At 66.6% G+C, this 26,366-nt stretch carries 26 protein-coding genes and 2 tRNA genes; 20 read left to right on the top strand and 8 right to left on the bottom strand.

Going from position 1 to position 26,366, the window contains the following annotated elements:
- Nucleotides 1-20: 20 nt before the first annotated feature.
- On the bottom strand, nt 21-668 hold the full coding sequence (locus FY251_RS04475; RefSeq protein ID WP_148413649.1) for a DUF502 domain-containing protein: 648 nt from the start codon (nt 666-668) through the stop codon (nt 21-23).
- Nucleotides 669-749: 81 nt separating this feature from the next.
- Nucleotides 750-1,589, bottom strand: coding sequence for a proline dehydrogenase family protein (locus FY251_RS04470; RefSeq protein ID WP_148413648.1), 840 nt, complete (start codon nt 1,587-1,589; stop codon nt 750-752).
- 126 nt (nt 1,590-1,715) lie between these two features.
- On the opposite strand from FY251_RS04470, the gene FY251_RS04465 reads away from it, so the two are divergent.
- The 7 genes from FY251_RS04465 to FY251_RS04435 all read left to right on the top strand — a co-directional run bounded on the left by FY251_RS04465 (nt 1,716) and on the right by FY251_RS04435 (nt 8,563).
- Nucleotides 1,716-2,258, top strand: coding sequence for a CDP-2,3-bis-(O-geranylgeranyl)-sn-glycerol synthase (locus FY251_RS04465; protein WP_148413647.1), 543 nt, complete (start codon nt 1,716-1,718; stop codon nt 2,256-2,258).
- A 228-nt stretch (nt 2,259-2,486) separates the two neighbouring features.
- The gene (locus tag FY251_RS04460; protein WP_148413646.1) at nt 2,487-3,683 is read left to right on the top strand and encodes a glycosyltransferase family 2 protein; all 1,197 of its coding nucleotides are present in this window, start codon (nt 2,487-2,489) and stop codon (nt 3,681-3,683) included.
- A 124-nt stretch (nt 3,684-3,807) separates the two neighbouring features.
- The gene (gene pyrE, locus FY251_RS04455) at nt 3,808-4,338 is read left to right on the top strand and encodes an orotate phosphoribosyltransferase (protein ID WP_148413645.1); all 531 of its coding nucleotides are present in this window, start codon (nt 3,808-3,810) and stop codon (nt 4,336-4,338) included.
- A gap of 74 nt (nt 4,339-4,412) precedes the next feature.
- A complete protein-coding gene (locus FY251_RS04450; RefSeq protein WP_148413644.1) occupies nt 4,413-5,126 on the top strand; it encodes a phosphoribosyltransferase family protein in 714 nt (237 codons plus the stop codon).
- Between the two features lie 186 nt (nt 5,127-5,312).
- Complete coding sequence (locus FY251_RS04445) at nt 5,313-6,725, top strand: NCS2 family permease (protein WP_148413643.1); 1,413 nt, start codon at nt 5,313-5,315, stop codon at nt 6,723-6,725.
- 91 nt (nt 6,726-6,816) lie between these two features.
- Nucleotides 6,817-8,205: an aryl-sulfate sulfotransferase gene (locus tag FY251_RS04440; protein ID WP_148413642.1), complete on the top strand. Its 1,389-nt coding sequence runs from the start codon at nt 6,817-6,819 to the stop codon at nt 8,203-8,205.
- 103 nt (nt 8,206-8,308) lie between these two features.
- On the top strand, nt 8,309-8,563 hold the full coding sequence (locus tag FY251_RS04435) for a glutathione S-transferase N-terminal domain-containing protein (protein WP_089779625.1): 255 nt from the start codon (nt 8,309-8,311) through the stop codon (nt 8,561-8,563).
- 56 nt (nt 8,564-8,619) lie between these two features.
- Here the strand turns inward: FY251_RS04435 and FY251_RS04430 are convergent, their stop codons facing one another.
- Both FY251_RS04430 and FY251_RS04425 read right to left on the bottom strand, forming a co-directional pair.
- Complete coding sequence (locus tag FY251_RS04430) at nt 8,620-9,003, bottom strand: MmcQ/YjbR family DNA-binding protein (RefSeq protein ID WP_148413641.1); 384 nt, start codon at nt 9,001-9,003, stop codon at nt 8,620-8,622.
- Between the two features lie 73 nt (nt 9,004-9,076).
- The gene (locus tag FY251_RS04425) at nt 9,077-10,051 is read right to left on the bottom strand and encodes a transcriptional regulator (protein WP_148413640.1); all 975 of its coding nucleotides are present in this window, start codon (nt 10,049-10,051) and stop codon (nt 9,077-9,079) included.
- A gap of 142 nt (nt 10,052-10,193) precedes the next feature.
- On the opposite strand from FY251_RS04425, the gene FY251_RS04420 reads away from it, so the two are divergent.
- On the top strand, nt 10,194-11,459 hold the full coding sequence (locus FY251_RS04420; protein ID WP_148413639.1) for a tRNA(Ile)(2)-agmatinylcytidine synthase: 1,266 nt from the start codon (nt 10,194-10,196) through the stop codon (nt 11,457-11,459).
- Nucleotides 11,460-11,483: 24 nt separating this feature from the next.
- Here the strand turns inward: FY251_RS04420 and FY251_RS04415 are convergent, their stop codons facing one another.
- Complete coding sequence (locus FY251_RS04415; protein ID WP_148413638.1) at nt 11,484-11,927, bottom strand: carboxypeptidase regulatory-like domain-containing protein; 444 nt, start codon at nt 11,925-11,927, stop codon at nt 11,484-11,486.
- A gap of 75 nt (nt 11,928-12,002) precedes the next feature.
- Here FY251_RS04415 and FY251_RS04410 point away from each other — a divergent pair, with 75 nt between their 5' ends.
- The 3 genes from FY251_RS04410 to FY251_RS04400 are packed head-to-tail and all read left to right on the top strand — an operon-like array spanning nt 12,003 to nt 13,761.
- Nucleotides 12,003-13,052 (top strand): ATP-binding protein, encoded by a 1,050-nt coding sequence (locus FY251_RS04410; protein ID WP_148413637.1) that lies wholly within the window; start codon nt 12,003-12,005, stop codon nt 13,050-13,052.
- A gap of 20 nt (nt 13,053-13,072) precedes the next feature.
- Complete coding sequence (locus FY251_RS04405; protein ID WP_148413636.1) at nt 13,073-13,408, top strand: CrcB family protein; 336 nt, start codon at nt 13,073-13,075, stop codon at nt 13,406-13,408.
- Nucleotides 13,405-13,761: a CrcB family protein gene (locus FY251_RS04400; protein WP_148413635.1), complete on the top strand. Its 357-nt coding sequence runs from the start codon at nt 13,405-13,407 to the stop codon at nt 13,759-13,761. Before FY251_RS04405 ends, FY251_RS04400 begins: the two co-directional genes overlap by 4 nt.
- Nucleotides 13,762-14,555: 794 nt before the next feature.
- On the opposite strand, the gene FY251_RS04395 is transcribed toward FY251_RS04400, so the two are convergent.
- Both FY251_RS04395 and FY251_RS04390 read right to left on the bottom strand, forming a co-directional pair.
- Nucleotides 14,556-14,628, bottom strand: a tRNA-Asp gene (locus FY251_RS04395).
- Nucleotides 14,629-14,657: 29 nt separating this feature from the next.
- Nucleotides 14,658-14,730, bottom strand: a tRNA-Asp gene (locus FY251_RS04390).
- Between the two features lie 267 nt (nt 14,731-14,997).
- On the opposite strand from FY251_RS04390, the gene FY251_RS04385 reads away from it, so the two are divergent.
- From FY251_RS04385 to FY251_RS04345, 9 genes are all read left to right on the top strand, one after another.
- Entirely contained in the window at nt 14,998-15,225 is a 228-nt protein-coding gene (locus tag FY251_RS04385) for a DNA-directed RNA polymerase subunit H (RefSeq protein WP_004044577.1), read from the top strand.
- The gene (locus tag FY251_RS04380; RefSeq protein ID WP_004044576.1) at nt 15,222-16,787 is read left to right on the top strand and encodes a DNA-directed RNA polymerase subunit B''; all 1,566 of its coding nucleotides are present in this window, start codon (nt 15,222-15,224) and stop codon (nt 16,785-16,787) included. Before FY251_RS04385 ends, FY251_RS04380 begins: the two co-directional genes overlap by 4 nt.
- A gap of 1 nt (nt 16,788) precedes the next feature.
- Nucleotides 16,789-18,618: a DNA-directed RNA polymerase subunit B gene (rpoB, locus tag FY251_RS04375; protein ID WP_004044575.1), complete on the top strand. Its 1,830-nt coding sequence runs from the start codon at nt 16,789-16,791 to the stop codon at nt 18,616-18,618.
- 12 nt (nt 18,619-18,630) lie between these two features.
- A complete protein-coding gene (locus FY251_RS04370) occupies nt 18,631-21,555 on the top strand; it encodes a DNA-directed RNA polymerase subunit A' (RefSeq protein WP_148413634.1) in 2,925 nt (974 codons plus the stop codon).
- Nucleotides 21,548-22,807: a DNA-directed RNA polymerase subunit A'' gene (rpoA2, locus tag FY251_RS04365; RefSeq protein WP_148413633.1), complete on the top strand. Its 1,260-nt coding sequence runs from the start codon at nt 21,548-21,550 to the stop codon at nt 22,805-22,807. Before FY251_RS04370 ends, rpoA2 begins: the two co-directional genes overlap by 8 nt.
- Before the next feature lie 2 nt (nt 22,808-22,809).
- Nucleotides 22,810-23,229 (top strand): NusA-like transcription termination signal-binding factor, encoded by a 420-nt coding sequence (locus tag FY251_RS04360; RefSeq protein ID WP_148413632.1) that lies wholly within the window; start codon nt 22,810-22,812, stop codon nt 23,227-23,229.
- 51 nt (nt 23,230-23,280) lie between these two features.
- Entirely contained in the window at nt 23,281-24,174 is an 894-nt protein-coding gene (locus FY251_RS04355; protein ID WP_148413631.1) for a mechanosensitive ion channel family protein, read from the top strand.
- A 227-nt stretch (nt 24,175-24,401) separates the two neighbouring features.
- Entirely contained in the window at nt 24,402-24,830 is a 429-nt protein-coding gene (locus FY251_RS04350) for a 30S ribosomal protein S12 (RefSeq protein WP_004044570.1), read from the top strand.
- A 2-nt stretch (nt 24,831-24,832) separates the two neighbouring features.
- Nucleotides 24,833-25,447, top strand: coding sequence for a 30S ribosomal protein S7 (locus tag FY251_RS04345; protein WP_042661920.1), 615 nt, complete (start codon nt 24,833-24,835; stop codon nt 25,445-25,447).
- 99 nt (nt 25,448-25,546) lie between these two features.
- Here the strand turns inward: FY251_RS04345 and FY251_RS04340 are convergent, their stop codons facing one another.
- On the bottom strand, nt 25,547-26,302 hold the full coding sequence (locus FY251_RS04340; protein ID WP_148413630.1) for a DUF5781 family protein: 756 nt from the start codon (nt 26,300-26,302) through the stop codon (nt 25,547-25,549).
- Nucleotides 26,303-26,366 lie beyond the last annotated feature (64 nt).

Genomic DNA, 26,366 nt, shown 5'->3' with positions numbered 1-26,366 from the left:
CGACGACCGCCGCCGGACCCTCACTCGTTGCTGGGGACCCGCCCGTCGCCGGTCTCCTCCGTCACTTCGATGTTGAACTCGTCGACGCCCTCCTGTTCGGCGAACCCGGCCGAGAGGACGCGCGTGAGGGCCTCTTCGACCTTCTCGCCGGTCTCCTCGATATCCTCGGGGTCGACCTCCATCACGAACCCGGTGGTGATGTTCGGCGCGGTCGGCATGAAGATAATCTCCTTTCCGTCTTTCGTCGTCTTCCCCGTCTTGAACGCGGTCATTCGGATGCCCGGCCACGTTTCGAGACGGACCGGCTTCTGGAGGTCTTCGGTGCCGGTGAGTGCGGTTTCGACCGCGAGCTTAGAAGCGTTGTAGACGATTCGGACGAGCGGGACCTTGTTCATCGCCGCGTCGATGCCCGATTCGAGCACGCGGCCGACGGTGGTCCGCATGAGGTAGCCCACCGAGAGGACGAGAAGGAGGAAGATGATGATAGCAATGAAAAAACCGAGCACCTGTGATTCGGTGGTCGGCTCCTGGCCCGGCTCTAACAGGACCGTCGAAACGAACGGCAACTGTGTGATGCTATTGTAAAATATCGTAAATATGTAGATGATGACGATGAGCGGAACGAGAACGACGAGGCCGCTGGCGAAATCGCGTCTCCACGAGGACATTGATATGGAGTACGTGAACCCGCGGGCATAAGGGGATTTCTAGTGTGGGACGAGAGACACGCGCCGCGTTCCGGCGCTCGCTCAGACACCGACGACCGCGCGGAGCGCGAACAGCGCGTTCTCCTTGCGCTCGCGGACCCGGCGGTAGAAGTAGGAGAACCACTTGTCGCCGTAGGGCGCGTACTGCCACACCTCGACGCCGTCGGCGGCGAGTTCGCGCTGGGCGTCCTCGCGCACGCCCATGAGCATCTGCACCTCGTAGTCGCGGTCGTACTCCGCGCCGAGGTCCCGAGCGTAGGCTATCATCTCGGGGTCGTGACTCCCGACGGCGATGCCGCCGTCGTACTCCCGAAACAGGTACGCGAGGAGCTCCTTGTACGCCTCGTTGACCACCGACTTCTGCTTGTGGGCGAGAGCCGCCGGTTCGTCGTACGCACCCTTGACGAGGCGGATTTTCCCCGGCACGTCGGCGAGGCGTTCGAGGTCCTCGGGCGTCCGTTTCAGGTTCGCCTGCACGCACAGCCCCATCCCGCCGTCGAACTCGCGGGCGAGCTCCTCGAAGGCGTCGAGGGTCACGTCGGTCGTCTCGTGGTCCTCCATGTCGCACCACAGGAAGACGCCGCGTTCGTCCGCCGCCTCGGCGACGCGCCGGTAGTTCTCCTCGAACGCGCTGTCGCCCGCGTCGAGGCCGATTTGCGAGGGCTTGACCGACACGCAGGCGTCGATGCCGGTCGAGGCGATGTCCTCGACGAGTTCGACGTACGCCGCCGCGTCCTCGTCCGCCGGGCCGCGCTCGGCGTAGTGCTCCCCGAGGAGGTTGAGGATGACCGCCACGCCGTCGTCGTTCATCCGTCGGGCGTGGTCGAGCGCTCCCGCCGCGGACTCTCCCGCGACGAACCTGCTCGCGATGGGCGGAATCATAACGAACGATTACGACCCTCAGCTATTGAGGGTTATCATCGATTCGGACGCGAAATCGAACGACTCCGTCGCCTCGCCCGGCGACGAACCGTCGGGACTTACAGTCTTCGCCGCCGACGGGTCGGTATGGTCGTCTCTCTCGTCGCCACCGCCTTCTGGGCGATGCTGCCCGCGTACGTGCCGAACAACGCCGCCGTCCTCGCGGGCGGCGGTCGCCCCATCGACGGCGGGCGCACGTGGGGCGGCCGGCGCGTCCTCGGGGACGGAAAGACGTGGCGCGGCACCGCCGCCGGGACGCTGGCCGGGACGCTCCTCGCCGTCGCCCTCAACGCCGCCGCGCCAGCGGTTTCGAGTGCGCTCGGCGTCTCGCTCCCGACGTTCCCGCTCGCCGCCGGGGTCGGCCTCGCGCTCGGCGCGATGCTCGGCGACATCGGCGCGTCGTTCCTCAAGCGCCGGTCGGGCCGCGAGCGCGGGGCCGCCTTCCCCGGCCTCGACCAACTCGACTTCGTCGTGGGCGCGCTCGCCCTCGCGTTCGTCGTCGCGCCCGGGTGGTTCTCGGCGACGTTCACCCTGCCCGTGCTCGCGGTGGTGTTCGTGATGACGCCCGTGCTCCACGTCGTCACCAACGTCGGCGCGTACCTGCTGGGGCTGAAAAACGAGCCGTGGTAGGCGATCGAGCGTCCGCGCGGCGGGTCGCCGACCGACGCGCGCGAGCAGACGACACCGCGTCTGCGGTCGCTCTCTCGGTCGTCCTCTCGGGTCCCGCTCGTTCCTGTTACGAAGCCGAGATCACCGCGAGACACCGCGATTAACTCGGCGTAATCCGGGCCAAACGTCCCGTACTGCGCTGGACGGACGCCGCGGTTCAAGTCCCTCCGAGGGTTGCGACTCGGCCAGATGAAGACCGAACGCATCTCGCTCATCGTCGGTGGACTCGTGGCCGTCCTCGCGGCCGTCGGGACGGCGGCACCGTGGCTCGCACCCGGCGGGGTCGACTGGACCGCCGCGGGCGAACTGCTGGTCGTCGGAACGACGGCGCTTTTCACTCTCACGGCCCTCGTCTGGGTCGTCCTCACCTACGTCGTCGGCGCGGGCTACGAACCGCCGGCCCCGGAGTACGGCCCCGACGAGATTCAGGTCCGAATCCTCACCGTCGACGCCGAGTCGGTCGTCCAATCGACCGTCGACTCGCTTTCGGCGTCGTTCGACGAGGTCCACGTCGTCGCCGAGACCGACATCGACGTCGCGGGCGCGTCGGTCCACGCCGTCCCCGACGACTTCGACTGCGACGCTGTCCGAAAGGGGCGCGCAATCGAGTGGGCGCGGCGGACCCTCGAAACCGACCGCGAGTACGTCCTCTATCTCGACGAAGACAGCCTGCTGGAGTCGTTCGACGGGCTTCCCGGCTCCGACGTGGTCCAACTGCGCGAGCGGCCGCGTCGGACCGACTCGCTGTTTTCTTACCTCGCCGACGTCTACCGGATGGGCGTCCAGATAGAACAGCGCGCCTTCGCGCGCCTCTCGATTCCGCTGTTCGCGTGGGGGGGCGGCATCGCCGTCCGCCGGGAGGTCGAAGCGGCCGTCACGTGGGACCGCGAGACGCTCGTCGAGGACACCGCGTTCGTCTGGGCGGCCGCGCAGGAACGCGACGACTTCACGTTCGACCTCGCGACGGCGACCTGCGCCAACGAGGCCCCACCGTCGCTCACCGAGATTCTCCAGCAGCGCCGCCGCTGGGCCGCCGGCAACCTCGACGCCGCGACGGCGCTCCCCGCTCACTACCAACTCCTCACTCGCGTCCGCAACTACGCGTGGGCGCTCTCGCCGGTGGTCACCGTCGTCGCGGTCCCCCTCTCGGTGCTCGGCGTCGGTCTCGTCGCCAGCGGCCTGTTCGCGCTCGCGTCGCTCGGACTCGGCGCGCTCACGGCGTTCTGGTACCTGCGGGGCGTGGTCTACTACGGCCGCGACAAGTTCTCGTGGGCGCTTGCGGTCCCGCTCGCGCCAGTCGTCACCGTCGTCCACTCGATGGGGACGGTCGCGGGCATCCTCGACCCGCCCCGCGACTTCCGCGTGACGAAGAAGGCCGGGAAGTAGGGCTCGCCTCGGGTGTCGCGGTCGCGGGGGTCGTCGTGTCAGTCCCGCCCCGTGCGTCCCGAACCGCCCCGAACCGCCCCGAACCGTCCCGCTTAAGCGCCTCCCTGAACCCTCTCGAAACAAGATGGCGAACGCAGCACTCATCGAGGCGCTTCGAGCCGCCGACGCGGTCCAGTTCGGCGAGTTCGAACTCTCCCACGGCGGCACGTCGAACTACTACGTGGACAAGTACCTCTTCGAGACCGACCCCCGGTGTCTGAAGCTCATCGCCGAGGCGTTCGCGGAGCGCGTCGCGGACGACGACAAACTGGCGGGCGTCGCGCTCGGCGCGGTCCCGCTCGTGGCCGCGACCGCGGTCGAGACGAACAAGCCGTACGTCATCGCCCGCAAGAAGGCAAAGGAGTACGGAACGGCCAAGCGCATCGAGGGCGCGCTCGACGAGGGCGAGGAGGTCGTCGTCCTCGAAGACATCGCGACGACCGGCCAGAGCGCCGTCGACGCCGTCGAAGCGCTCCGCGAGGCCGGCGCGGTCGTCGACCGCGTCGTCGTCGTCGTGGACCGACAGGAGGGGGCAGCGGAGCTGTTAGCCGACCACGACATCGAACTGGAGTCGCTTCTCACCGCCGAGGACCTGCTGGCTGACGCCGACGGCTAATACACGCTTGTGACTAATTCACTCGCAATCTGCAATCGAAGTATTCATTTTTGTGCAAGTACGAAGCCGGAGGCATGAACAGAGCAGAGAAGGCCGCACTCCAGTTGCAGGCTGTCTCCGTGCTCCGGATGCTCAAAGAGACCCGGACGTACGACGAGCTGGCCGAACTCACGGGACTGCCGGCCGGCGACCTCAACCGCTACGTCAACGGGCACGTCCTGCCCGGGGTCGAACGCGCCCGCGAGGTCGTCGAGGGCGTCGGCCGCGACGCGCTCGCCGACGAACTCGAAGCCCGCGTCCGATTCGACGACGAGGGCTACGTCGACAACTCCGGCGTCGTCTTCGACCAGTCGTTCCTCGACCTCGTCGCGCCCGTCGCGGCGAATGCGCTGAACCTCGAACGCCCCGACGTAATTTTGACCGCGGCGACGGACGGCATCACCCTCGGCGCGGCGATGGCGAGCTACTTCGGCGCGCGCCTCGCGTACGCGAAGAAGTCGAAAGAGACCGCCGTCGAGGACTTCATCGAGTCGCGCCAGCGCCTCGCGTCCGGCATCGAACTCACCTACTACCTCCCCGCCAGCGCCATCGACGACGGCGAGCGCGTCCTCGTCGTCGACGACCTCATCCGCTCGGGCGAGACGCAGGAACTCCTCTTGGACATCGCCTTGCAGGCCGACGCCGACATCGCCGGCGTCTTCGCGCTCATCGCCGTCGGCGACGAAGGGACGAACCGCGCCCGCGAACTCACCGACGCCCCGGTCGGCGCGCTGAGCAGTTTCGACTGACGCCCCGCGACCGCGCCGATAAACCGTTCCAAACCTCTTAGTTCAACTACAAATGCTGGAAAAGTAGGCACTTCTGTGCCATTCGTTCACGTCGAATGGGTCGTTTAACTCACGTTCGTGAATAATTCTTCTCGGTCGGATGGTAATGCTTATGTGTGCAATCATGGGTATGCTTAGTCGTGCATCATGGGGCTCTCTGAAACCCTCGCAAACTACTTCGACGTGCATAAACACGGGTCCACGGTCAGGACCGAGATTCTCGCGGGCTTGACGACCTTCCTCACGATGTCGTACATCGTCGTGGTCAACCCGTCGCTTCTCACAGACCAACCGTACATCGAGGGCGTCGACGGCATCGCCATCGCCGGCTACACGCCGGGCGAGGTCCAGTCGATGCTCGCCGTCGTCACCATCCTCGCGGCCGCCATCGCGACCACGGTCATGGCGTTCTACGCCAACCGACCCTTCGCGCAAGCGCCCGGCCTCGGCCTGAACGCCTTCTTCGCGTTCACCGTCGTCGGCGCGTTGGGCGTCCCGTGGCAGACGGCGCTCGCGGCCGTCTTCGTCGAGGGAATCATCTTCATCGCGCTCACCGCCGTCGGCGCTCGGGAAGCCATCATCAAGGTGTTCCCCGAACCGGTCAAGATGGCCGTCGGGACCGGTATCGGCCTGTTCTTGGCGATTATCGGGTTGCAGGCGATGGGCATCGTCGTCGACGACACCGCGACGCTCGTCACGATGGGTAACCTCGCGTCGAACCCCGTCGCAATCGTCTCCATCGTCGGTCTGTTCTTCACGTTCGCGCTCTACGCGGCGAACGTCCCCGGTTCCATCATCATCGGCATCGTCGGCACGTCGCTTCTCGGCTGGGGCCTCACCGTCTCGGGCCTCGTCGCCCCTGAGGCCGATCTCGTCGCCGGTTCCTCCGCGGCGACCTACGACATCACGCCGCTCGCCGGCGCGTTCGTCTCCGGCTTCGGGAACGTCGAGGCGTTCAGTTTCGCCCTCATCGTCATCACGTTCTTCTTCGTCGACTTCTTCGACACCGCCGGCACGCTCGTCGGCGTCGGGCAGGCCGGGGGCTTCCTCGACGAGGACGGCGACCTCCCCGACATCGACAAGCCGCTCATGGCCGACGCGGTCGGCACCACCGCGGGCGCGATGCTCGGCACCTCGACGGTCACGACGTACATCGAGTCCGCCACCGGCGTCGAGGAGGGCGGGCGCACGGGCCTCACCGCGCTCGTCGTCGCGCTCCTCTTCCTCGCGTCGCTCGCCATCGTCCCGCTCGCGACGGCCATCCCGCAGTACGCCTCGCACATCGCGCTCGTCGTCATCGGCGTCGTCATGCTCCGCAACGTCGTCGACATCGAGTGGGACGACCTGACCTTCACCATCCCCGCCGGCATGACCATCCTCGTCATGCCCTTCACGTACTCCATCGCCTACGGCATCGCGGCGGGCATCGTCTCGTACCCGCTCGTGAAGGTCGCCGCCGGCGAGTACGACGAGGTCAGCGCCGGTCAGTGGGCGCTCGCAGTCGCGTTCGTCCTCTACTTCGTCGTCCGCACCTCGGGGATGCTGCAGGCGCAGGTCTGACCGCGCCGACGACTCTCTCTCCGCGCTGATTTTCTCACGACCCGATCGGATTCATAAAGTATTGAACGACTGCGGTTCTAAGCTACTCCGTATGAACATTCCGAACGAGCGGCTCGCCCTCCGTGGAGCCGTTCTACTCCTCATTATCGGCCTTCTCACACCCTCTGCGGTCTCCGCGTTGACGTACGACCCCTCCCAGCAGACGACCCTCGAACCGGGGACCGTCACCAGTCCCGCCAACGGTTCGACGCTGGTGAGCGTCCAAGGCTACACCTTCCAGGGGAACACGAACCCGAAGAAACCCGCTCGCGTCGTCTCGGTCGGCGAACGCGGGAGCCTCCAGTGGACGTACGACGACTCGGTCGGCGGGAGCGCGTGGTTCTTCGACGTCGACCCGCTCCCGAACGGGAACCTGCTCGTCTCGTCGCCGCGCGGGACCGACACCGTCGTCTTCGAACTCGACCCGGACACCCGCGAACGCGTCTGGGAACAGCGGTTCGACATGGAAGACACCCACGACGTCGACGCCTTCGGCGAGGACGAACTCCTCATCGCCAACATGCGCGAGTGGAACGACTCCGCCGGCGTCAGCGAGGACCGAATCGTCGTGTACAACCGAACCACCGACGAAATAACGTGGGAGTGGTACTTCAACGATCACTTCCCCGCGGACACCGACGGCGGCTACAACGCCGACTGGAGCCACGTCAACGACGTGGACTACATCGGCGACGGTCGGCTCCTGTTGTCGCCGCGGAACTTCGACCAAGCCATCGTCGTCGACATGGAGTCGAAAGAAATCGTCGAACGGCTCGGTACCGACGACGACTACGACGTGCTCAACGAACAGCACAACCCCGACTGGCTGGTCAGCGAGAACGGCACGCCGACCATGCTCGTCGCCGACAGCGGGAACAACCGCATCGTCGAGTACGCGAAGGAAGACGGCGAGTGGGTCCGAACGTGGTCCGTCGGGTCGAACACGCTCAACTGGCCGCGCGACGCCGACCGCCTCCCCAACGGGAACACGCTCGTCGTCGACACGCTCAACCACCGCGTGGTAGAAATCACGCCGACCGGCGAGGTCGTCTGGGAGTTCTACGCGACGTGGGGGCCGTACGACGCCGAACGGGTCGCCTACGGCGACGAGTCCTCCGGGCCGACGATTCGGGACCTCAACGCCAGCGGCTCCTATCCAATCACCGGGAGCGCGAACCTCACCGCGGGCGGAAACGAGAGCGTCGGCTTCGTCTCGCGGGTCCAGTCGACGTTCGCCGGGACGCCGCTCGAAGAACCGATGAGCGGGCTCTCGACCCGACTGTCGCACGTGCTCCCGTGGCTCCGCCCGGTCTGGATGACGCCGTGGGACCTGTTTTGGGCGGTGTGCGCCGTCGGCGTCGGTCTCACCGCGACCGGCGGAGAGCTGTATCTGCTGCGCCACCGGCTACTCGACGCGCTCCGGGGGCTGTTCGGGAGATAACGCCGACCCCGCAGCCCGACCCCGCGGCGCGCCTTTCGGGGTCGTGTGGCGAGGTCGCATAAGACCATGGCACTCTTTAGCCGCGGCTCCGTACCACGGCGTGATGTCCGATCTCGTCCTCTACGAACTACAGGGCTGTCCGTACTGCGCGAAGGTGAAGAACAAGCTCGCCGAACTCGACCTCGACTACGAGTCGCAGATGGTTCCCAGCGCCCACGCCGAGCGCACGGAAGTCGAGGAGGTGAGCGGCCAGACCGGCGTCCCGGTCCTCGTCGACGAGGAACACGGCGTCGAGGGGATGGCCGAGAGCGACGATATCGTCGACTACCTCGAAGAGACCTACGGCTCGGCGGCGTAATCCCGCTCGTTCCTCGGCCCGTCAGGCGGTGCGCGTCGCGCTCCCGCCTCCCCCGCCTACTGTTCTCGTTTTCGACCCAGAGCCGCCTCGTAACTCGCGCGGAGCGCGTCAGAGAGGTCGGCGAGCCGACTCGGTTCGATATCGACGGTGACCCACGACCCGACGACGCGACCGTTCGCCTCGAACGGTCGGACGCGGTGGCGCTCCGCAACCGCGGTTCTCGCCTCGGCCGGCAACGACGTGAGCGACAGTCCCTGCTCCGAGACGACGGCGAAGAGCGTCCCGTTGGCCCGGAACGACGGACGGCCGAAAAGCACCGTCCGCTCGACCGCCGGCCACGAGGCGGCGTCGCGCCACACCGCGGCCGCGAGCGTCTCGACGGCCGCCCGCGACGCTTCGCTCGCCCCGTCGTTCCCGTTCGGCCCTCGCGCGTTCGACATAGCGACCGCTACGCTGGCAACGGAGATAACGATAGCACAACTTCCCACGAGAGCCGCGTTGCGACCCCTGCGATTAGCTCTCGGCGGGGTCGCGGGTCCGCTCGCGAATCAGGTCGCGAATCTCGTCGGGGTCGTCGATGGCGGCGAGTTCCTCGCAGCTGACGATGCCGGTGCCGTCGACCGACTCGCGTTTCTGCTGTTCCTCGACGAAGTACACGGAGCGCGTCCGCGTGATTTCGCCGAGCGACGACATGATTTGGGCGCGCTTCTCGGCGCTCCGGGTGAACGGTGAGTGCCCGGTGAGGACGTTCGTCTCCTTTCTGCGCCCGGCGTCCTCGCTGACGGCCTTGAACGGCGCGCGGGCGGTCGGGTGGACGGTGAAGCCGGCGCGCGTCAGCACCGACAGGACGTGTTCGTCGTCGGGGTCGACGTCGGGGTCGTCCGGCGTCGGCTCGGCGTCGCGCACGTCCTCCGCGCCCGTGAGCACGTCGACCGGGTTCGAGAACGGCCGGTCGAACAGCTCTTCGAGGTGAATCGCCACCTCGATGCTCGCGTTCATGCCGTTTTCGTACTTCGAGACGGTGCGCCGCGAGACGCCGAGTTCGGTCGCGAGCTGTCCGAGGCTCCACCCGCGTTCTTGCCGCTCTTCGGCGAGCACGTCGCCGTCGAGACTCACGTACAGCCCGCCGGGGGCGGCGTAGATGAGCGGGGGAACCTCCTCGACGAACAGGTCCATGGCGGTGTCGGGGTTCAACACCGGCACGCCGTGGCGGAAGTAGACGACGCCGGGTTTGAGGTCCTCGTCTCGGGTCCGAAGCCCGACGACCAACGGCGTGGCGTCGAGGTACGAGCCGAGGCGTCGCATCTCGGAGCCGGTAACGCCGTCGAACGCGTCGATGTTCCCCAGTATCTTCAGGAGCAACAGGTCCTCGCCCCTCCGGGCGGCGAGGTCGAAGCTCTTCGGCCGGATGGCGATGCGGTCGCTCACGACGAAGCCCGCGTCTTGGAGCATCGCGGCGACATTACCAACCAGCGCTGACCGGGACATAGGGGGCAATAAGCGATTCGGCCCATAAAGCGTTTTCCCCGATACCGCCGCCCTCGCCGTGGTGTATCCGTTCTCGATGCCGCATTTATATAGCCGAGACCGTCCCGAAAGGCGTTACTGCGCCCTCCGGCAATCTCCGCTCATGACCGTCATCGGCCTCGACGACACCGACTCCCGCACCCTCGGGATGTGTACGACCTATCTGGCGACGCTCGTCGCCGAGGCGGTCGAGGCCCGCGGCGGGACCGTCGAGCGTCGACTCCTCGTCCGCCTGAACCCGGCGGTCGAACACAAGACCCGCGGGAACGCGGCGCTGGCGATTCACACCGACCTCCCCGCGGGCGCGGCGTTCGACCTCGCCCGCGAGGAACTCGACCGCTGGGCCGTCCTCGACGACGACCGGACCAGTCCGGGCATCGTCGTCGCGCCGGGGTCCGACACGGTTTCGACCGCCGTCGCCGAGTTCGCCCGCGACGCCGTCCGCGGCTTCCACGACCTCGACGCGGCGGTCGACCTCGCCGAGCGCTCCGGCTTTCTGACCGAGGGCTGGCACGGCGGTCGAGGCCGCATCGGCGCGCTCGCGGCCGTCGGCGCGTGGGCCGCCTTCGACGAGTGGACCCACGAACACATCTCCTACCGCGAGTTCCACCGCTGCGGGACGCCCCGCGAGGTCGACTTCGACTCCGTCTTCGACGCCGCCGACGCGGCGTATCCCGACGCGTGGGACACCGTGGACCGCGAGGAGGGCGAGGCCGTCTGCGTGCCGAACGCGCCGGGGCCGATTCTCCACGGCATCCGCGGCGACGACGCCGACACCGTCCGCGAGGTCGCCGCCGCCATCGACTCGGAACCCGTCGACCGCTCGGCGACGTTCCTCACGAATCAGGGGACCGACGCGCACCTCCGGTCGGGCGTCGTCTCGGACCTCCGCGACGGCCGCGCCTACCGCGTCGCCGGCACCGTCGCCTCCGAACCGGAGACCCGACCCGGCGGCCACGTCTTTTTCGACCTCGAAGCCGACGGCTCTGCGGTCTCCGTCGCCGCCTTCGAACCGACGAAGCGGTTCCGAAACCGAGTGCGGGCGCTCCGCGTCGGCGACGCCCTCACCGCCTGCGGCGAGGTCGGCGACGGGACGCTCAAACTGGAGAAGTTCGCGGTCCGAGACCTCGTGCGGACGGAACCGGCGACACCGACGTGCCCCGACTGCGGGCGGACGATGAAAAGCGCCGGCCGGAATCAGGGCTACCGGTGTCGCGACTGCGGGACCGACGCGCCCGGCAAAGTCGACCGGGCGGTCGACCGCGACCTCGAACCCGGCTGGTACGAGGTGCCGCCGTGCGCCCGCCGGCACATCGCCAAACCGCTCGTTCGCGGGGGCTTCGACGCGGCGACGCACCCGGAGCGCTGAGGTCGCGGTTCTCGGGTTCGGCGCTCAGTCCTGCACGACAAGCACGTTCGTGTTCTCGCGGCGGTCGACGAACGACCCCCCGGCGGGCGGTTTCACGTCCACGACGAGCGTTCCGTCCTCGCGGTTCGCGCCGAGTTCGGCGTCGACGTCGACGGTCGCTGACCCGCCGTCACCCGTCTTCGCCGTCGCAACCCCGTCGATTTCTGCGGTTCCCGACTTCACGATGACCGTCGCGCCCTCGACGGGGTCGCCCTCGTGGTCGACGACGGTGAACTCCAGCGCCTGCTCGCCCGGGCCGACCACGTCGGGCGTCGGTTTCACGTCGAGTTCCGAGGTTGCGAGTCCCTGCACGCCGGAGAGCATGTTGAGCATGACGCTCATACTGGCGACCCCGACCACGAGGGCGATGACGAGGCGAACCGGGAGTCCTTCGATAGCGCGCGTGTCTGACCGGAACGTATCGAGCATAGCCCGTCTGGCCGCGGGTTCGTATATAAACCCTCGTCCGGGGGTTCAAGTCGCATCGCGCGGCCAGTCCGCGCCATGCACACTATCGGCCGCAAGTCGGACGAGGACGGCCCGGTCTGTCGGTTCGGATGCTACCGTGCCCGCGACGGGAGCGACGGCGCGGCCGTCGGCCTCGACGTGAACCGCCCGCACGCGGCGGTCGTCGTCGGCAAGCGCGGGAGCGGGAAGTCCCACACGCTCGGCGTCGTGGCCGAGGGACTGGCACGCGCTGCGGGCGTCGCGCCGGTCGTGATAGACCCGATGGGCGTCTTCGACGGCCTCGCCGAGTCGCCGATAGACGCGACGGTTCACGACTCGCCGAGCGTCCGCGGCGACGCGCTCCCGCCGAGCGCGTGGCCGGAGCTGCTCGGTCTCGACCCGACCGCGCCCGCGGGGTCGCTCGTCTGGCGACTCGCGGCCGCGGAAGACTCGCTGTTGGCGATGCGCGGGGCGGTCGCCGACGCCGACGCCGCGCCCGAGGCGCGCAGAGCCGCGGCGAACCATCTCGCGCTCGCCGACTCGTGGGACGTATTCTCCCCCGACGGCCTCGACCCGCGGTCGCTCTGCGGCCCCGCGCCCGACGTGCTCGACCTCTCCGGTCTGGACGCGACCCCCGCGAGCGCCGTGGTTCGCGTCGTCGCCCGCGGCCTCTACGACGCCCGTGTTTCGGGCTCGGTCTCCTGTATTCCGTGGTTGCTTCTCGACGAGGCCCACGCGTTCGTCGGCGGACTCGCCGACCCGGCGCTCCAAACGCTTCTCACGCGCGGGCGCGCTCCCGGCGTCGGCGTCGTCCTCGCGACCCAGCGCCCCTCTGCGCTCCCCGAGGTCGCCGTCTCGCAGGCCGACCTCCGGGTCGTCCACCGCCTCACCGCCGGCCCCGACGTGTCGGCGATGGCCGCCGCCGACCCGACGTACTTCGACGAGTCGCTCCGCGCTCGGCTCCCGCGGGAACGCGGCTGTGCGCTCGTCGTCGACGACACCACGGAGTCCGTCCACGACGTGCGAGTTCGTCCCCGTGAGACGCCCGACGGCGGCGCGACGCCGCGGGCGGTCCCCGAGCGCGACCGTTCCGAAACCGTGGAGTAGTCCGGCCGGAGAAGAGCCGTATGGACCGCTCGGAACTGGCGCTGGTCGCCCTCGGCGGCTTCGCCGGCGCGATACTGCGCTACGGCGTCTCCGTCGCAATTCCCGGCGCGGGCGGCACGCTCGCGGTGAACGTCCTCGGGAGCTTCGCCCTCGGGACGTTCATCACGTCGGTCTCCTCCCGCCGGGCGCAGTTGTTCTTCGGGACCGGCCTGCTCTCGTCGCTCACGACGTACAGCACGTTCGCCGTCCAGACCGCGTCGCTGTCGCCGATGGGCGGCGCGCTCAACGTCGGCGCGAACTACGCGCTCGGCTTCGCCGCCGCCGCGCTCGGCCTCGCGTTCGGAGGGCGGCGATGACTCCCTCGCTTCTCTCGGCCCTCCTCGTCGGCGTCGGCGGGATGGCCGGCGCGGTCTCCCGGCACACCGTCGACCAGCGAGTCGTCGGCAAGTGGAGCACCGTCACGGTGAACGTCCTCGGGAGCGTCGCGCTGGGATTCATCGTCACTGCGTCCGTCGGCGACGCGGCCGCGACGCTCGCCGGAACCGGATTCTGCGGGGCCTTCACGACCTTTTCGTCGTTCGCGGTCGGCGTCGCGGAACTCGCAGAGGCGGGCGACTACGACACGGCCGCTCGGTACGCCTTCGGGACGTTGCTGGCGGCGTTGGTCGGCGTGGCGATTGGGGCTGCTGCTGGTGGGATTGTGGGGTGAGAGTAAGTGATATGTCACCCACTATGTCCCGTCAAGAATAACGTATCAAGTACGCCGGTGAACTCATCCAGAGGCCGGTTAATTAACTCTGACAGGAGCTTGTTTACCAGTCCAATTCTTTCCACGACTGCAGTATGAAATTCTGGGCTCTGTCGAAACTCTTGACTACCGATCTTTAGTGGAGACCGTGCTGAGTAGGAAGCGCAAGTCGGCCATCTTGAGTCAAACGAATTTGGCTAATTAACTGAGCTTGACCTCTTTGTGACGCTTGTATAGATACACAACTCCTGCTGGAATCGTTATCAACTGCACGGCTGAGAACACAAACGAACCAAGGTGCAGTACGCTAATGACTCCCCACAATACTCGGTTCGGTGTCCAATCGCTGTTGTTCTGCTGGAGCGCTTTGACATCTAGGTAAAGACATATTGAGTACAGAGGTGCTAGAAGACCACCGATCAGAATCATCGCCGCTACCGTAATCAAGGAGAATATAAATAATAACCCAGTCTCTGGACCCGATGGAACAAGACTTGAGGGAGAGCCAACTGAGGGTTCGCTAACTAAGTGGAGGAGACCGTACGAAGCCCATGTGAGACCTAAAACTCCGATGAAGAATGCCACTCCATACCACCACCGTGAGTTAGGAGGACTGGACATATCATCTGACATGGGTTTTTCTGACTGAACTCGACTGTTCCTGAATAATAAAACCGGCTGTAGTGGAAGGCGCGAGGATACTGTGTCAACTTATCCTTCGAGACGCCTCGCTGGAGGAGTTGAAATCAGAGAAGCGCCCGAGGCGGGATTTGAACCCGCGTCACGACCGTGACAGGGTCGTATGATGGGCCACTACACCACCCGGGCTTACTGAAGTGAGTTTGCGGTACGGAGAGCGCCCGAGGCGGGATTTGAACCCGCGTCACGACCGTGACAGGGTCGTATGATGGGCCACTACACCACCCGGGCCCTCCGTCTGCACTCATCCGTAGCCGAGGTTTATAGATAAGACTTACCATCTTGGTTGCCCTTGGCCCGCGGTACCGCGATTCCCGCCCCGAAGACATTTATATCGCGACACCCCATGCCAAGGTGTGACGATTCGCGCATCTCCGGTGCGTGACTGCCGATAGCGTCGCCTTTCTTCGACGCAGTTGGCAAGTGTTAAATGGGTGCGCCCCAAAATCAGCCGTAGTATCCCGTGACAGCTTCTTCCAGCACCCAGCAGCACCATACATGGTAGACGTAAGCCAACACAAACTGGTTCCGGAACACACGAAACTCGACGACGAGGCCGTCGAGGACGTGTTACAGGAGTACAACGTCGAGAAGACGAATCTCCCGAAGATCAAGCTGAAGGACCCGGCGCTCCCCGAGGACGCAGAGCCCGGCGACGTCATCAAGATCGTTCGGAACTCTCGAACGACAGACAAAGCAGTCGTATATCGACTGGTGATTGAATGAACCGACAAGCGCGACGCGAGGTCTCTCGCAAGTACTTCTCCGAAGAACGGCTCGCTGAACACCACTTCCGCTCGTTTAACGCGTTCCTCGAACGCGGCATGATGGACGTCGTCGAGGAGAAGGCGACCATCGAGACCGACATCGGCGACAAGGAGGGCGAGGAACCCGTCTACGTCGAACTCGGTGGCGTCCGCGTGGAGACGCCCCGCGTCCGCGAGGCCGACGGCTCCGAGGAACTGCTCTTCCCGCAGGAAGCGCGCCTGCGCAACATCACCTACTCCGCCCCCGTGTTCATGGAGATGTCCATCGTCCGCGGCGGCGAGGAAGAAGAGGAGGTCGTCGTCGACACCGCCGAGACGAAGGTCGGCCGGATGCCCATCATGGTCGGCTCCTCGAAGTGCAACATCGCGGAGCTCTCCGACGAGGACCTCGTCGAAATCGGCGAGGACCCCGTCGACCCCGGCGGCTACTTCATCGTCAACGGCTCCGAGCGCGTGCTCATGACCTCGGAGGACCTCGCACCGAACAAGATTCTCGCCGAGTACGACACGAAGTACGGCGACGAGATTCAGGTCGCCAAGACCTTCAGCCAGCGCCGCGGCTACCGCGCGCTCGTGCTGTGTGAGCGCAACCGCGAGGGGCTCCTCGAAGTGTCGTTCCCGTCGGTCTCCGGGAGCGTCAACTTCGTGACGCTCGTCCGCGCGCTCGGCCTCGAATCCGACGAGGAAATCGTCCACCGCGTCTCCGACGACCCGGAGATTGTGAAGTTCATGCTCGAAAACCTCGAAGAGGCCGAGGTGCAGACCCAAGAGCAGGCCATCGAGGCGCTCGGCAAGCGCGTCGCCGGCGGGCAGGGTAAGAACTACCAGCTCAAACGCGCCAACTACGTCATCGACCGCTACCTGCTCCCGCACCTCCACGAGGAGGGCGCGGAGGAAGAGGAAGTGCGCATGAACAAGGCGTACTACCTCTGCCGGATGGCCGAGGCGTGTTTCGAGCTCGCACTCCAGCGCCGCGACTCGGACGACAAGGACCACTACGCCAACAAGCGCCTGAAGGTCTCCGGCGACCTCATGAAGGACCTCTTCCGGACGGCGCTCAACAAGCTGGCGCGCGACGTGAAGTACCAGCTCGAACGCGCCAACATGCGGAACCGGAACCTGACGGTCAACACCGTCGTCCGGTCCGACGTGCTCACGGAGCGGCTCGAACACCCCATCGCGACGGGTAACTGGGTCGGCGGCCGCTCCGGCGTCTCGCAGCTCGTCGACCGCACCGACTACATGGGTGTGCTGTCGCACCTGCGTCGCCTCCGGAGTCCGCTGTCGCGGTCGCAGCCGCACTTCGAGGCGCGCGACCTGCACGCGACCCAGTGGGGTCGCATCTGTCCCTCCGAGACCCCCGAGGGACCGAACTGCGGTCTGGTGAAGAACTTCGCGCAGGCGATGGAGCTCTCCCAGAACGTCGAGGACGAACAGTCGCTGAAACGAGAACTCGCGTCGATGGGTGTCGAGGGAATCCCCGGCATCGACAGCGTCGACGCCGCACCCGCGGACGACTAACATGGCTCAGGCACAGCGAGAAGCGAAAGTATACGTCAACGGTAGTCTCGTCGGGACCCACCCGGACCCCAACCAACTCGCGGCACAGATTCGAGAGGCGCGCCGCCGCGGCGACGTGAGCCAGATGGTGAACGTCTCCGTCAAAGAGCGCACCCGCGAAGTCATCATCAACGCCGACGCGGGCCGCGCCCGCCGTCCGCTCATCGTCGTCGAAGACGGCGAACCGCTCCTCGACGACGACCACGTCGAGGCGCTCGACAACGACGAACTCGACTTCGACGACCTCGTCGAGCGCGGGCTCGTCGAGTTCATCGACGCCGAGGAGGAAGAAGACATCTACGTCGCGGTCGACGAGGACGAACTCAACGAGGACCACACGCACCTCGAAATCGACCCGCAGCTCATCTTCGGCATCGGTGCCGGGATGATTCCGTACCCGGAGCACAACGCCTCGCCCCGCATTACGATGGGTGCGGGGATGATGAAGCAGTCGCTGGGACTGCCCGCGGCGAACTACCGCATCCGCCCGGACACCCGCCAGCACCTCATGCACTACCCGCAGCTCTCGATGGTCAAGACGCAGACCACGGAGCAGATCGGGTTCGACGAGCGACCGGCGGCCCAGAACTTCGTCGTGGCCGTCATGTCCTACGAGGGCTTCAACATCGAGGACGCGCTCGTCATGAACAAGGGCTCCGTCGAACGCGCCCTCGCCCGCTCGCACTTCTTCCGCACCTACGAGGGCGAGGAGCGCCGCTACCCCGGCGGGCAGGAAGACCGCTTCGAGATTCCGTCGCAGGACGTGCGCGGCGCGCGCGGTGAAGACGCGTACTCGCACCTCGACGAGGACGGCCTCGTCAACCCCGAGACGGTCGTCGACGAGAACTCCGTGCTGCTCGGCAAGACCTCGCCGCCGCGGTTCCTCGAAGAGCCCGACGACATGGCTGGTCTCTCGCCGCAGAAGCGCCGCGAAACCTCCGTCACGATGCGCTCGGGCGAATCCGGCGTCGTCGACACGGTCACGCTCATGGAGGGCGAAGACGGCTCGAAGCTCGCCAAGGTGTCCGTCCGTGACCAGCGCGTTCCGGAACTCGGCGACAAGTTCGCGTCCCGTCACGGACAGAAGGGCGTCGTGGGCCACTTGGCTCCCCAGGAGGACATGCCCTTCACCGCCGACGGCGTCGTTCCCGACCTCGTGCTCAACCCGCACGCCCTGCCGTCGCGCATGACGGTCGGCCACGTGCTGGAGATGCTCGGCGGCAAGGTCGGCGCGCTCGAAGGCCGCCGCGTCGACGGCACCGCCTTCCAGGGCGAAAACGAAGAGGAGCTCCGCTCGGCCCTCGAAGAGCGCGGTTTCATGTCCTCCGGCAAGGAGGTCATGTACTCCGGCGTCACCGGCGAGAAGATCGAGGCCGAAATCTTCGTCGGCATCATCTTCTACCACAAGCTGTACCACATGGTGAGCAACAAGCTGCACGCCCGCTCGCGCGGTCCCGTGCAGGTGCTCACCCGCCAGCCGACGGAGGGTCGCGCCCGCGAGGGTGGCCTCCGTCTCGGGGAGATGGAGCGCGACACCGTCATCGGCCACGGTGCCGCGATGGTGCTCCAGGAGCGCCTGCTCGACTCCTCCGACAAGGAGAAGGTCTACATCTCCGCCGACACCGGCATGGTCGCCGTCGAGGACCGCGACCAGCGCCGCATCTACGACCCGGTCACCGGCGACGAGGACAACATCCACGAGATCGAGATCAGCTACGCGTTCAAGCTGCTCCTCGACGAGATGGTCGCGCTCGGCGTCCGCCCGCGAATCGAACTGAAGGACGCGGTCTAACCACTCATGTCAATGCAGACACCCAAAGAAATCGGCAGCATCCAGTTCGGGTTGATGGACCCGGAGACGTACCGAGACATGTCCGCGACGAAGGTCATCACCGCGGACACCTACGACGACGACGGCTACCCAATCGACATGGGTCTCATGGACCCGCGGCTGGGCGTCATCGACCCCGGTCTGCAGTGCCGCACCTGCGGCCAGCACTCCGGTTCGTGTAACGGGCACTTCGGCCACATCGAACTGGCCGCGCCCGTTATCCACGTCGGATTCACGAAGCTCATCCGCCGCCTGCTCCGCTCGACGTGTCGCGAGTGCGGTCGCCTCTCGCTCACGGACGAGGAGGCCGACGAGTACCGCGACAAGCTCGGTCGCACGAAGGAACTCGGCGACGACTGGAGCGACGTGATGAAGTCGGCGGTCCGGCAGGCCCGCAAGGCCAACCGCTGTCCCCACTGCGGCTCGCCGCAACACGACATCAAACACGAGAAGCCGACGACCTACTACGAGGTCCAGAACGTGCTCGCCGGGGACTACTCCGAGCGCATCGCCGAAGCGATGCAGCCCGACCCCGACGACGAGGACGACGAGGGCGTCGACCCCGTCGCCCTCGCCAACGAGACCGGTCTCGACGCCGAGCGCGTCAATCAGGTGCTCGCCGGCGAGTTCCGACCGGTCGGCGACGACCGCAAGGCGCTCGAAAAGGCGCTCGACCTCGACCTCACGGAAGAGGACATGAACAAGCTGATGCCCTCGGACATCCGCGACTGGTTCGAGGACGTCCCGGACGAGGACCTCGTCACGCTCGGCATCGACCCCAGCCGGTCGCGCCCCGAGTGGATGATTCTGACCGTCCTCCCCGTCCCGCCGGTCACGGCGCGTCCCTCCATCACGCTGGACAACGGCCAGCGCTCCGAGGACGACCTGACCCACAAGCTCGTGGACATCATCCGCATCAACCAGCGGTTCATGGAGAACCGCGAGGCGGGTGCGCCGCAGCTGATTATCGAGGACCTGTGGGAGCTGCTTCAGTACCACGTCACCACGTTCATCGACAACGAGATTTCGGGCACGCCGCCGGCGCGCCACCGCTCCGGCCGCCCGCTGAAGACGCTCAGCCAGCGCCTGAAGGGCAAGGAGGGTCGCTTCCGCGGCTCCCTGTCCGGCAAGCGCGTCAACTTCTCGGCGCGTACCGTCATCTCGCCGGACCCGACGCTCTCGCTCAACGAGGTCGGCGTCCCGGACCGCGTCGCGTCCGAGATGACCCAGACGATGAACGTCACCGAGCGCAACATCGACGAGGCTCGCCAGTACGTCCGTAACGGACCCGAGAGCCACCCCGGCGCGAACTACGTCCGCCGCCCGGACGGCCGCCGCCTGAAGGTGACCGAAAAGAACTGCGAGGAACTCGCGGAGAAGGTCGAACTCGGCTGGGAGGTCAACCGCCACCTCGTCGACGGCGACATCGTCATCTTCAACCGACAGCCGTCGCTCCACCGGATGTCCATCATGGCGCACGAAGTCGTCGTGATGCCGTACAAGACGTTCCGCCTGAACACCGTCGTCTGTCCGCCGTACAACGCCGACTTCGACGGCGACGAGATGAACATGCACGCCCTCCAGAACGAGGAGGCCCGTGCCGAGGCGCGCGTCCTCATGCGCGTCCAAGAGCAGATTCTCTCGCCGCGCTTCGGCGAGAACATCATCGGCGCGATTCAGGACCACATCTCGGGCACCTACCTGCTCACTCACGACAACCCCGAGTTCGTCGAGACGCAGGCGCTCGACCTGCTTCGCGCGACGCGCGTGGACACGCTCCCCGAGCCCGCGGGCGAAAACGAGGACGGCCAGCCCTACTGGACCGGCCAGCAGATCTTCTCCGAGCTCCTGCCGGACGACCTCAACATGGAGTTCACCTCGAAGGTCGGCGACACGGTCCTCATCGAGGACGGCCAGCTCGTGCAGGGCACCATCGACGAGGACGCCGTCGGCGCGTTCGGCGGCGAAATCGTCGACGCCCTCGCGAAGGACTACTCGAAGACGCGCTCGCGCATCTTCATCAACGAGATCGCCTCGCTCGCGATGCGCGCCATCATGCACTTCGGGCTGTCTATCGGTATCGACGACGAGTCCATCCCGGACGAGGCGACGGCGCAGGTCGACGAGGCCATCGACGCCGCCTACGACAAGATTCAGGAGCTCATCGAAATCTACGAGGCGGGCGAACTCGAATCCCTGCCGGGCCGCTCGGTCGACGAGACCCTGGAGATGAAGATCATGCAGCGCCTCGGCAAGGCGCGCGACTCCGCCGGTGAAATCGCCGAAGACCACTTCGAAGAGGACAACCCGGCGGTCGTGATGTCGAAGTCCGGCGCGCGTGCGTCCATGCTCAACCTGACCCAGATGGCCGGCTGCGTCGGCCAGCAGGCGGTTCGGGGCGAGCGCATCAACCGCGGCTACGAGGGCCGCACCCTGAGCCACTACCAGAAGGGCGACCTCTCGGCGGAGGCCCACGGCTTCGTCGAGAACTCCTACCGCGCCGGCCTCACGCCGCGCGAGTTCTTCTTCCACGCGATGGGTGGCCGCGAGGGGCTTGTCGACACGGCAGTCCGGACCTCGAAGTCCGGCTACCTCCAGCGTCGGCTCATCAACGCCCTCTCCGAGCTCGAAGCGCAGTACGACGGCTCCGTCCGCGACACGTCGGGGACCATCGTCCAGTTCGAGTTCGGCGAGGACGGCACGAGCCCGGTGAAGGTCTCCTCGGACGACGAGACGCCCATCGACGTCGAGAACATCGCCGACCGCATCCTCACCTCGGAGTTCAGCTCCGACGAGGAGAAGGAACGCTTCCTCGGCGAGCGCGCACCGCCGACCAACCTCTCCGAGCACGCCGAACCGCGTGTCGACGCCCGTGCGGGGGTCGAATCCGATGACTGAACACGACGCAACCGCCGACTACGAATTCGTCGACGACGCCATCGTCGACGTCGTCGAGTCCAGAGAGCTGTCTCGACGCCTGAAGGACCGCATCTACCAGACCATCGAAGAGCGCGAGGGCGTCACCCTCGACCAGGCCGGCGAGATCGCGCAGGCCGTCGAGGCACGCTACCTCGACACCCGCGTCGACCCGCTCGACCCCGTCGGGACGGTGTCGGCGCAGTCCATCGGTGAGCCGGGGACGCAGATGACGATGAACACGTTCCACTACGCGGGCGTCGCGGAAATCGACGTCACGCAGGGGCTGCCGCGCCTCATCGAACTGGTGGACGCGCGGAAGACCCCCGACACGCCGATGATGACCGTGTACCTCGACGACGAGTACGCGAACAACCGCGAACTCGCCCACCAGGTCGTCTGGAACATCGAGTCCACGAAGATTCTGGCGCTCGGCGACATCTCGACCAACGTCGCCGACATGGTCGTGCAGGTCAACCTCAACGACGAGACGCTCCTCGAACGCTGGCCGACGTACGACGACGAGGGCGTCATCGCGAGCGAAATCGCCGAGACCATCGAGGACGCGCTCGGCATCAAGACCCGCCGCGAGGGGACGCTCATCGAGTTCGGCCCCGAGAGCCCGAGCTACCGCCGGCTCCTCCAACTCGTCGAGGAGCTGCGCGACATCGTGTTCAAGGGCATCGAGGAGGTCTCCCGCGTCGTCATCCGCAAGGAGGACAACGAGAACACCGACGGCGAGGAGTTCGTCCTCTACACCGAGGGCTCGGCGTTCGGCGACGCGCTCGCCATCGAGGGCGTCGACGCCTCGCGGACCACCTCGAACAACATCCACGAGGTGCACAAGCAGCTCGGCATCGAGGCCGCCCGCGAGGCCATCATCGACGAGACGATGAACACGCTCCGCGAGCAGGGTCTCGACGACGTGAACATCCGCCACCTGATGCTCGTCGCGGACATCATGACGAACGACGGGACCATCGAGTCCATCGGCCGTCACGGTATCTCCGGGTCGAAGGACTCCGTCCTCGCCCGCGCCGCGTTCGAGGTCACGGTCAACCACCTGCTCGACGCCGCCATCCACGGCGAGGAAGACGACCTCGACGGCGTCATCGAGAACGTCATCGTCGGCAAGCCGATCGCAATCGGCACCGGCGACGTGGACCTCCGCATGGGCTCGCTCGACGTCGAGGACGCGGACGCCAACGCGGCACCCGAACCGTCCGACGACTGACGATGAAAGTTACGCTGTCGGACACGGCCCGCCGCTTCATCGCCCTCTTCGAGGAGGAGACGGAGGCGACCGCACACGACTGCCTCGTCTTCGACGACCGGGTCGTCTTCCTCGTCGCCGCGGGCGACATGGCGACGGCCATCGGTCCCGGCGGGCGGACCGTCCAGTCGGTCGAAGAGCAACTCGGCCGGACGGTCGAACTGGTCGAGGACGCCGACACGCCGGAGGCGTTCGTCGCCAGCGCGCTCGCGCCGGCGGCCGTCCGACACGTGACTCTCTCGAAGCAGAACGACACCGTCGCGTACGTCGAGGTCGCCGACGCCGACCGCGGCGTCGCCATCGGCGCGAGCGGGAAGACCATCGACACCGCGCGCGAACTGGCGCGTCGCCACTACGACATCGACGACATCCAGTTGACGTAGGGCGGTCGACGCGACCACACGTTTTTGTCCCCACCGAACGGCGAGCTACGCATGTCGCCGATACGACAGTCTGTCGGAGTCGCGGTCGGACAGCTCGACCCGACGGGATTTTCCGAGTACGAGGAGCTCGCGAGCGCGACCGCGGGGTTCGCCGCCGCGGCGGTCGCGGTCTATCTCGTCGGTCGGCTGCTCGTGGTCCCCGCCGTGACGAGACTCGTCGGCTCCCGCAACCGGAACAACCCGACGCTGCAGTCGGCGACGGAGACCTACGCGCACGCCGTCGTCATCGTCGTCGCCGCGCTCGCCGGCGTCATCGGCGCGGGGTACGCGTCGGTCCTGACCGACACGGCGCTCATCGTCGCGGCGCTGACGCTCGTCGTCGGCGTCGCCGGACAGGAGGTCATCGGCGCGCTCATCAGCGGCCTCTTTCTCGTGGCCGACCCGGACTTCAACGTCGGCGACTGGATATCGTGGCCCGGCGGCGAGGGCGTCGTCGAGGCGGTCGACTTCCGGGTCACGCGCGTACGGACGGTGAACAACGAGACCATCTCGGTGCCGAACACGGAGCTCACGACGAACGCGCTCACCCGACCGTACGGCCGAGAGCGCTACCGAATCACCGAGCGCGTCGACGTCGCGTACGCCGACGACACGGAACTGGCGCTCCGCGAACTCGTCGAGACGGCGCGGGAGGACGACCGCGTGCTGGACGAGCCGGAGCCGACCGCGCGCATCCTCGAATTCGCCGGGAGTTCGGTCGGGTTGCAGGCGGAGTTCTGGGTCGCCTCGCCGATGGACGTGAGCCTCGTCGACGTCCGCTCGGGGTTCCGGCGTCGGGTCAAGCGACGGTTCGACGAGGAGGGGCTGACGCTCGGACCGGCGTCGGGACGGGAGCTCAGCGGTCGCCTCGACGTGGACCTCGTCGGCGAGCGCGGCGGCGAGTGACCCGGTCGAACGGGGGCGAAAACGGCCGGTGTGGCGACGGTTCGCACGGAGGTCGAAACGACACCGTCTCCGGGCGGTTTAGTCGCTCTTCGACGCGGAGGTTCCGCCGTTCGAACCGACGAAACGACCTCAGATTCCTCCTTAGGGGCCGCTAATCGCCCCTGAAGCCGTCTCGCCGGATTCGAAAAGGGAGGCTTAAGTAGCTCCATCTGGAACTGTTGTTCACTATGGCGAACGGCAAATACGCCGCGCGCAAGCTCAAGCAGGACCGGCAGAAGCGCCGCTGGTCCGACTCTGAGTACGCGCGCCGTGAGCGCGGTCTCGGCAAGAAGTCCGACCCGCTTGAGGGTGCCCCGCAGGGTCGCGGCATCGTCCTTGAGAAGGTCGGTATCGAAGCGAAGCAGCCGAACTCGGCGATTCGGAAATGCGTCCGTGTTCAGCTCATCAAGAACGGAAAGCAGGTCACCGCCTTCTGTCCCGGTGACGGCGCGATTTCGTTCATCGACGAGCACGACGAAGTCACCATCGCCGGTATCGGCGGCGCGAAGGGTCGCGCGATGGGTGACCTTTCGGGCGTCAACTACAAGGTCGAGAAGGTCAACGGCGTCTCGATGATCGAACTCGTCCGCGGAAACGCCGAAAAGCCGGTGCGCTAACCATGTCGGAAAGCGACGCACCCGAGCCCGAGTCCCCCGCGAGCAGCGAGGAAGCGAAAGAGAACGCGCTTCTGTTCGGCGTCTGGGACGTCTCCGAGATGGAGTACACCGACCCCAGCATGAGCCGGTACATCAAGGCGACGCCCATCGCCCACACGATGGGTCGTCACGCCTCGAAGCAGTTCCAGAAGTCCGAGATCAGCATCGTCGAGCGGCTCATCAACCGCCTGATGCAGACCGAGGACAACACGGGACACAAACAGAAGACGAGCAAAATCGTCAAGGAAGCGTTCGAAATCGTCAACGAGCGCACCGAGGAGAACCCCGTGCAGGTGCTCATCCGCGCGGTCGAGAACGCCGGTCCCCGCGAGGAGACCGTCCGCCTCAAGTACGGCGGTATCTCGGTCCCGCAGGCCGTCGACGTCGCCCCGCAGCGCCGCGTCGACGAGGCGCTGAAGTTCATCGCGCAGGGTACCCTCAGCGGTTCCTACAAGTCCACGACCACCGCCGCCGAGGCGCTCGCACAACAGCTCATCGGCGCGGCCGACTACGACGTCCAGACGTACGCTATCTCCCAGAAAGAGGAGAAAGAGCGCGTCGCCGAAGCGGCCCGGTAATCTCTCCACTCTCTTTCGTTTTTCACCGCGGCGAGTGGTGACGCCGCACTGCGGGCTCGCGGCCCGTTCGCTCGCTTTCTCGCAATCGTCGCGCGGCGTTCAGTCGGCCGCCACTCCGGGGTTGACGACGTAGTGTTTCACCACGTCCACGAGCGTCCGGCGGTACTCGCTTTTCGAGGGGTCGTCGGCGAGCGTTCGGAACTGTTCTTTGAACGTGTCGAGCGACACTGACGGCGCGTCGTCGGCCGCGGCGTGCGCGAGGTCGTACAGCCGGTGGTCCGGTTCGACGAGGTCGTGCCGTTCCACGAGCGCGAGGGCGAACGCGGCGTTCACGGCCGTGATTTCGGGGTCCGATCCCGCGGTGACGAGTCGGGAGCCCGGCCGCGCGGGCGACTGCGGTCGGTCGGCGAGCGCCGCGGCCAGTTGCGATTCGAGGAACTGGACGAGTTTGTCCGCGGGCGCGACAGACAGCGTCAGGTCGTCGGCGTAGATGTCCTTGCAGTGGTTGGCGATCTGGTAGCAGTGCGCGAGCTTTCGGCGCTCGACGGTCCGGCCCGCGAGGGCGAGAAAGACAGCCTCGCGCGTGGACTGGTAGTGCGAGACGTGGCCCTCCTCGTTTCGGGCCATGTGCGAGAGCTCGTGGAGCGCGAGCTCGCGGGCCATCGCGCTGGTGGCGGCCTGCCGGGAGATGTTGAGGACGTGGTGGTCCTGATAGTGGCCGGCCCACGTGCGGGAATCGGGGTCGTCGCGCACGCGCACGAACACGGGGTACGAAAGCTCGAACTCGGTTTCGAACAGGTCGGCGGCGCTCAAGAACGGGTCTGCCGGTGCGCCCCCGACGACTCGGAGGTCCATTCAAGTTGAGGAATGTTATCAACCAACATGACTCTTGCGCCGACCGCGGCGACGAGATTCGCGT

This window comes from Haloferax sp. KTX1, assembly GCF_902410085.1.
Lineage (GTDB): Archaea > Halobacteriota > Halobacteria > Halobacteriales > Haloferacaceae > Haloferax > Haloferax massiliensis.
Note: the sequence above shows the minus strand (reverse complement) of the source record. Positions and strands in the feature narration are given on the sequence as shown.

Coding starts and splice junctions, on each gene's coding strand:
- FY251_RS04475 (WP_148413649.1), bottom strand. CDS start 668: ATGTCCTCGTGGAGACGCGATTTCGCCAGCGGCCTCGTCGTTCTCGTT.
- FY251_RS04470 (WP_148413648.1), bottom strand. CDS start 1,589: ATGATTCCGCCCATCGCGAGCAGGTTCGTCGCGGGAGAGTCCGCGGCG.
- FY251_RS04465 (WP_148413647.1), top strand. CDS start 1,716: ATGGTCGTCTCTCTCGTCGCCACCGCCTTCTGGGCGATGCTGCCCGCG.
- FY251_RS04460 (WP_148413646.1), top strand. CDS start 2,487: ATGAAGACCGAACGCATCTCGCTCATCGTCGGTGGACTCGTGGCCGTC.
- pyrE (WP_148413645.1), top strand. CDS start 3,808: ATGGCGAACGCAGCACTCATCGAGGCGCTTCGAGCCGCCGACGCGGTC.
- FY251_RS04450 (WP_148413644.1), top strand. CDS start 4,413: ATGAACAGAGCAGAGAAGGCCGCACTCCAGTTGCAGGCTGTCTCCGTG.
- FY251_RS04445 (WP_148413643.1), top strand. CDS start 5,313: ATGGGGCTCTCTGAAACCCTCGCAAACTACTTCGACGTGCATAAACAC.
- FY251_RS04440 (WP_148413642.1), top strand. CDS start 6,817: ATGAACATTCCGAACGAGCGGCTCGCCCTCCGTGGAGCCGTTCTACTC.
- FY251_RS04435 (WP_089779625.1), top strand. CDS start 8,309: ATGTCCGATCTCGTCCTCTACGAACTACAGGGCTGTCCGTACTGCGCG.
- FY251_RS04430 (WP_148413641.1), bottom strand. CDS start 9,003: ATGTCGAACGCGCGAGGGCCGAACGGGAACGACGGGGCGAGCGAAGCG.
- FY251_RS04425 (WP_148413640.1), bottom strand. CDS start 10,051: ATGTCCCGGTCAGCGCTGGTTGGTAATGTCGCCGCGATGCTCCAAGAC.
- FY251_RS04420 (WP_148413639.1), top strand. CDS start 10,194: ATGACCGTCATCGGCCTCGACGACACCGACTCCCGCACCCTCGGGATG.
- FY251_RS04415 (WP_148413638.1), bottom strand. CDS start 11,927: ATGCTCGATACGTTCCGGTCAGACACGCGCGCTATCGAAGGACTCCCG.
- FY251_RS04410 (WP_148413637.1), top strand. CDS start 12,003: ATGCACACTATCGGCCGCAAGTCGGACGAGGACGGCCCGGTCTGTCGG.
- FY251_RS04405 (WP_148413636.1), top strand. CDS start 13,073: ATGGACCGCTCGGAACTGGCGCTGGTCGCCCTCGGCGGCTTCGCCGGC.
- FY251_RS04400 (WP_148413635.1), top strand. CDS start 13,405: ATGACTCCCTCGCTTCTCTCGGCCCTCCTCGTCGGCGTCGGCGGGATG.
- FY251_RS04385 (WP_004044577.1), top strand. CDS start 14,998: ATGGTAGACGTAAGCCAACACAAACTGGTTCCGGAACACACGAAACTC.
- FY251_RS04380 (WP_004044576.1), top strand. CDS start 15,222: ATGAACCGACAAGCGCGACGCGAGGTCTCTCGCAAGTACTTCTCCGAA.
- rpoB (WP_004044575.1), top strand. CDS start 16,789: ATGGCTCAGGCACAGCGAGAAGCGAAAGTATACGTCAACGGTAGTCTC.
- FY251_RS04370 (WP_148413634.1), top strand. CDS start 18,631: ATGCAGACACCCAAAGAAATCGGCAGCATCCAGTTCGGGTTGATGGAC.
- rpoA2 (WP_148413633.1), top strand. CDS start 21,548: ATGACTGAACACGACGCAACCGCCGACTACGAATTCGTCGACGACGCC.
- FY251_RS04360 (WP_148413632.1), top strand. CDS start 22,810: ATGAAAGTTACGCTGTCGGACACGGCCCGCCGCTTCATCGCCCTCTTC.
- FY251_RS04355 (WP_148413631.1), top strand. CDS start 23,281: ATGTCGCCGATACGACAGTCTGTCGGAGTCGCGGTCGGACAGCTCGAC.
- FY251_RS04350 (WP_004044570.1), top strand. CDS start 24,402: ATGGCGAACGGCAAATACGCCGCGCGCAAGCTCAAGCAGGACCGGCAG.
- FY251_RS04345 (WP_042661920.1), top strand. CDS start 24,833: ATGTCGGAAAGCGACGCACCCGAGCCCGAGTCCCCCGCGAGCAGCGAG.
- FY251_RS04340 (WP_148413630.1), bottom strand. CDS start 26,302: ATGGACCTCCGAGTCGTCGGGGGCGCACCGGCAGACCCGTTCTTGAGC.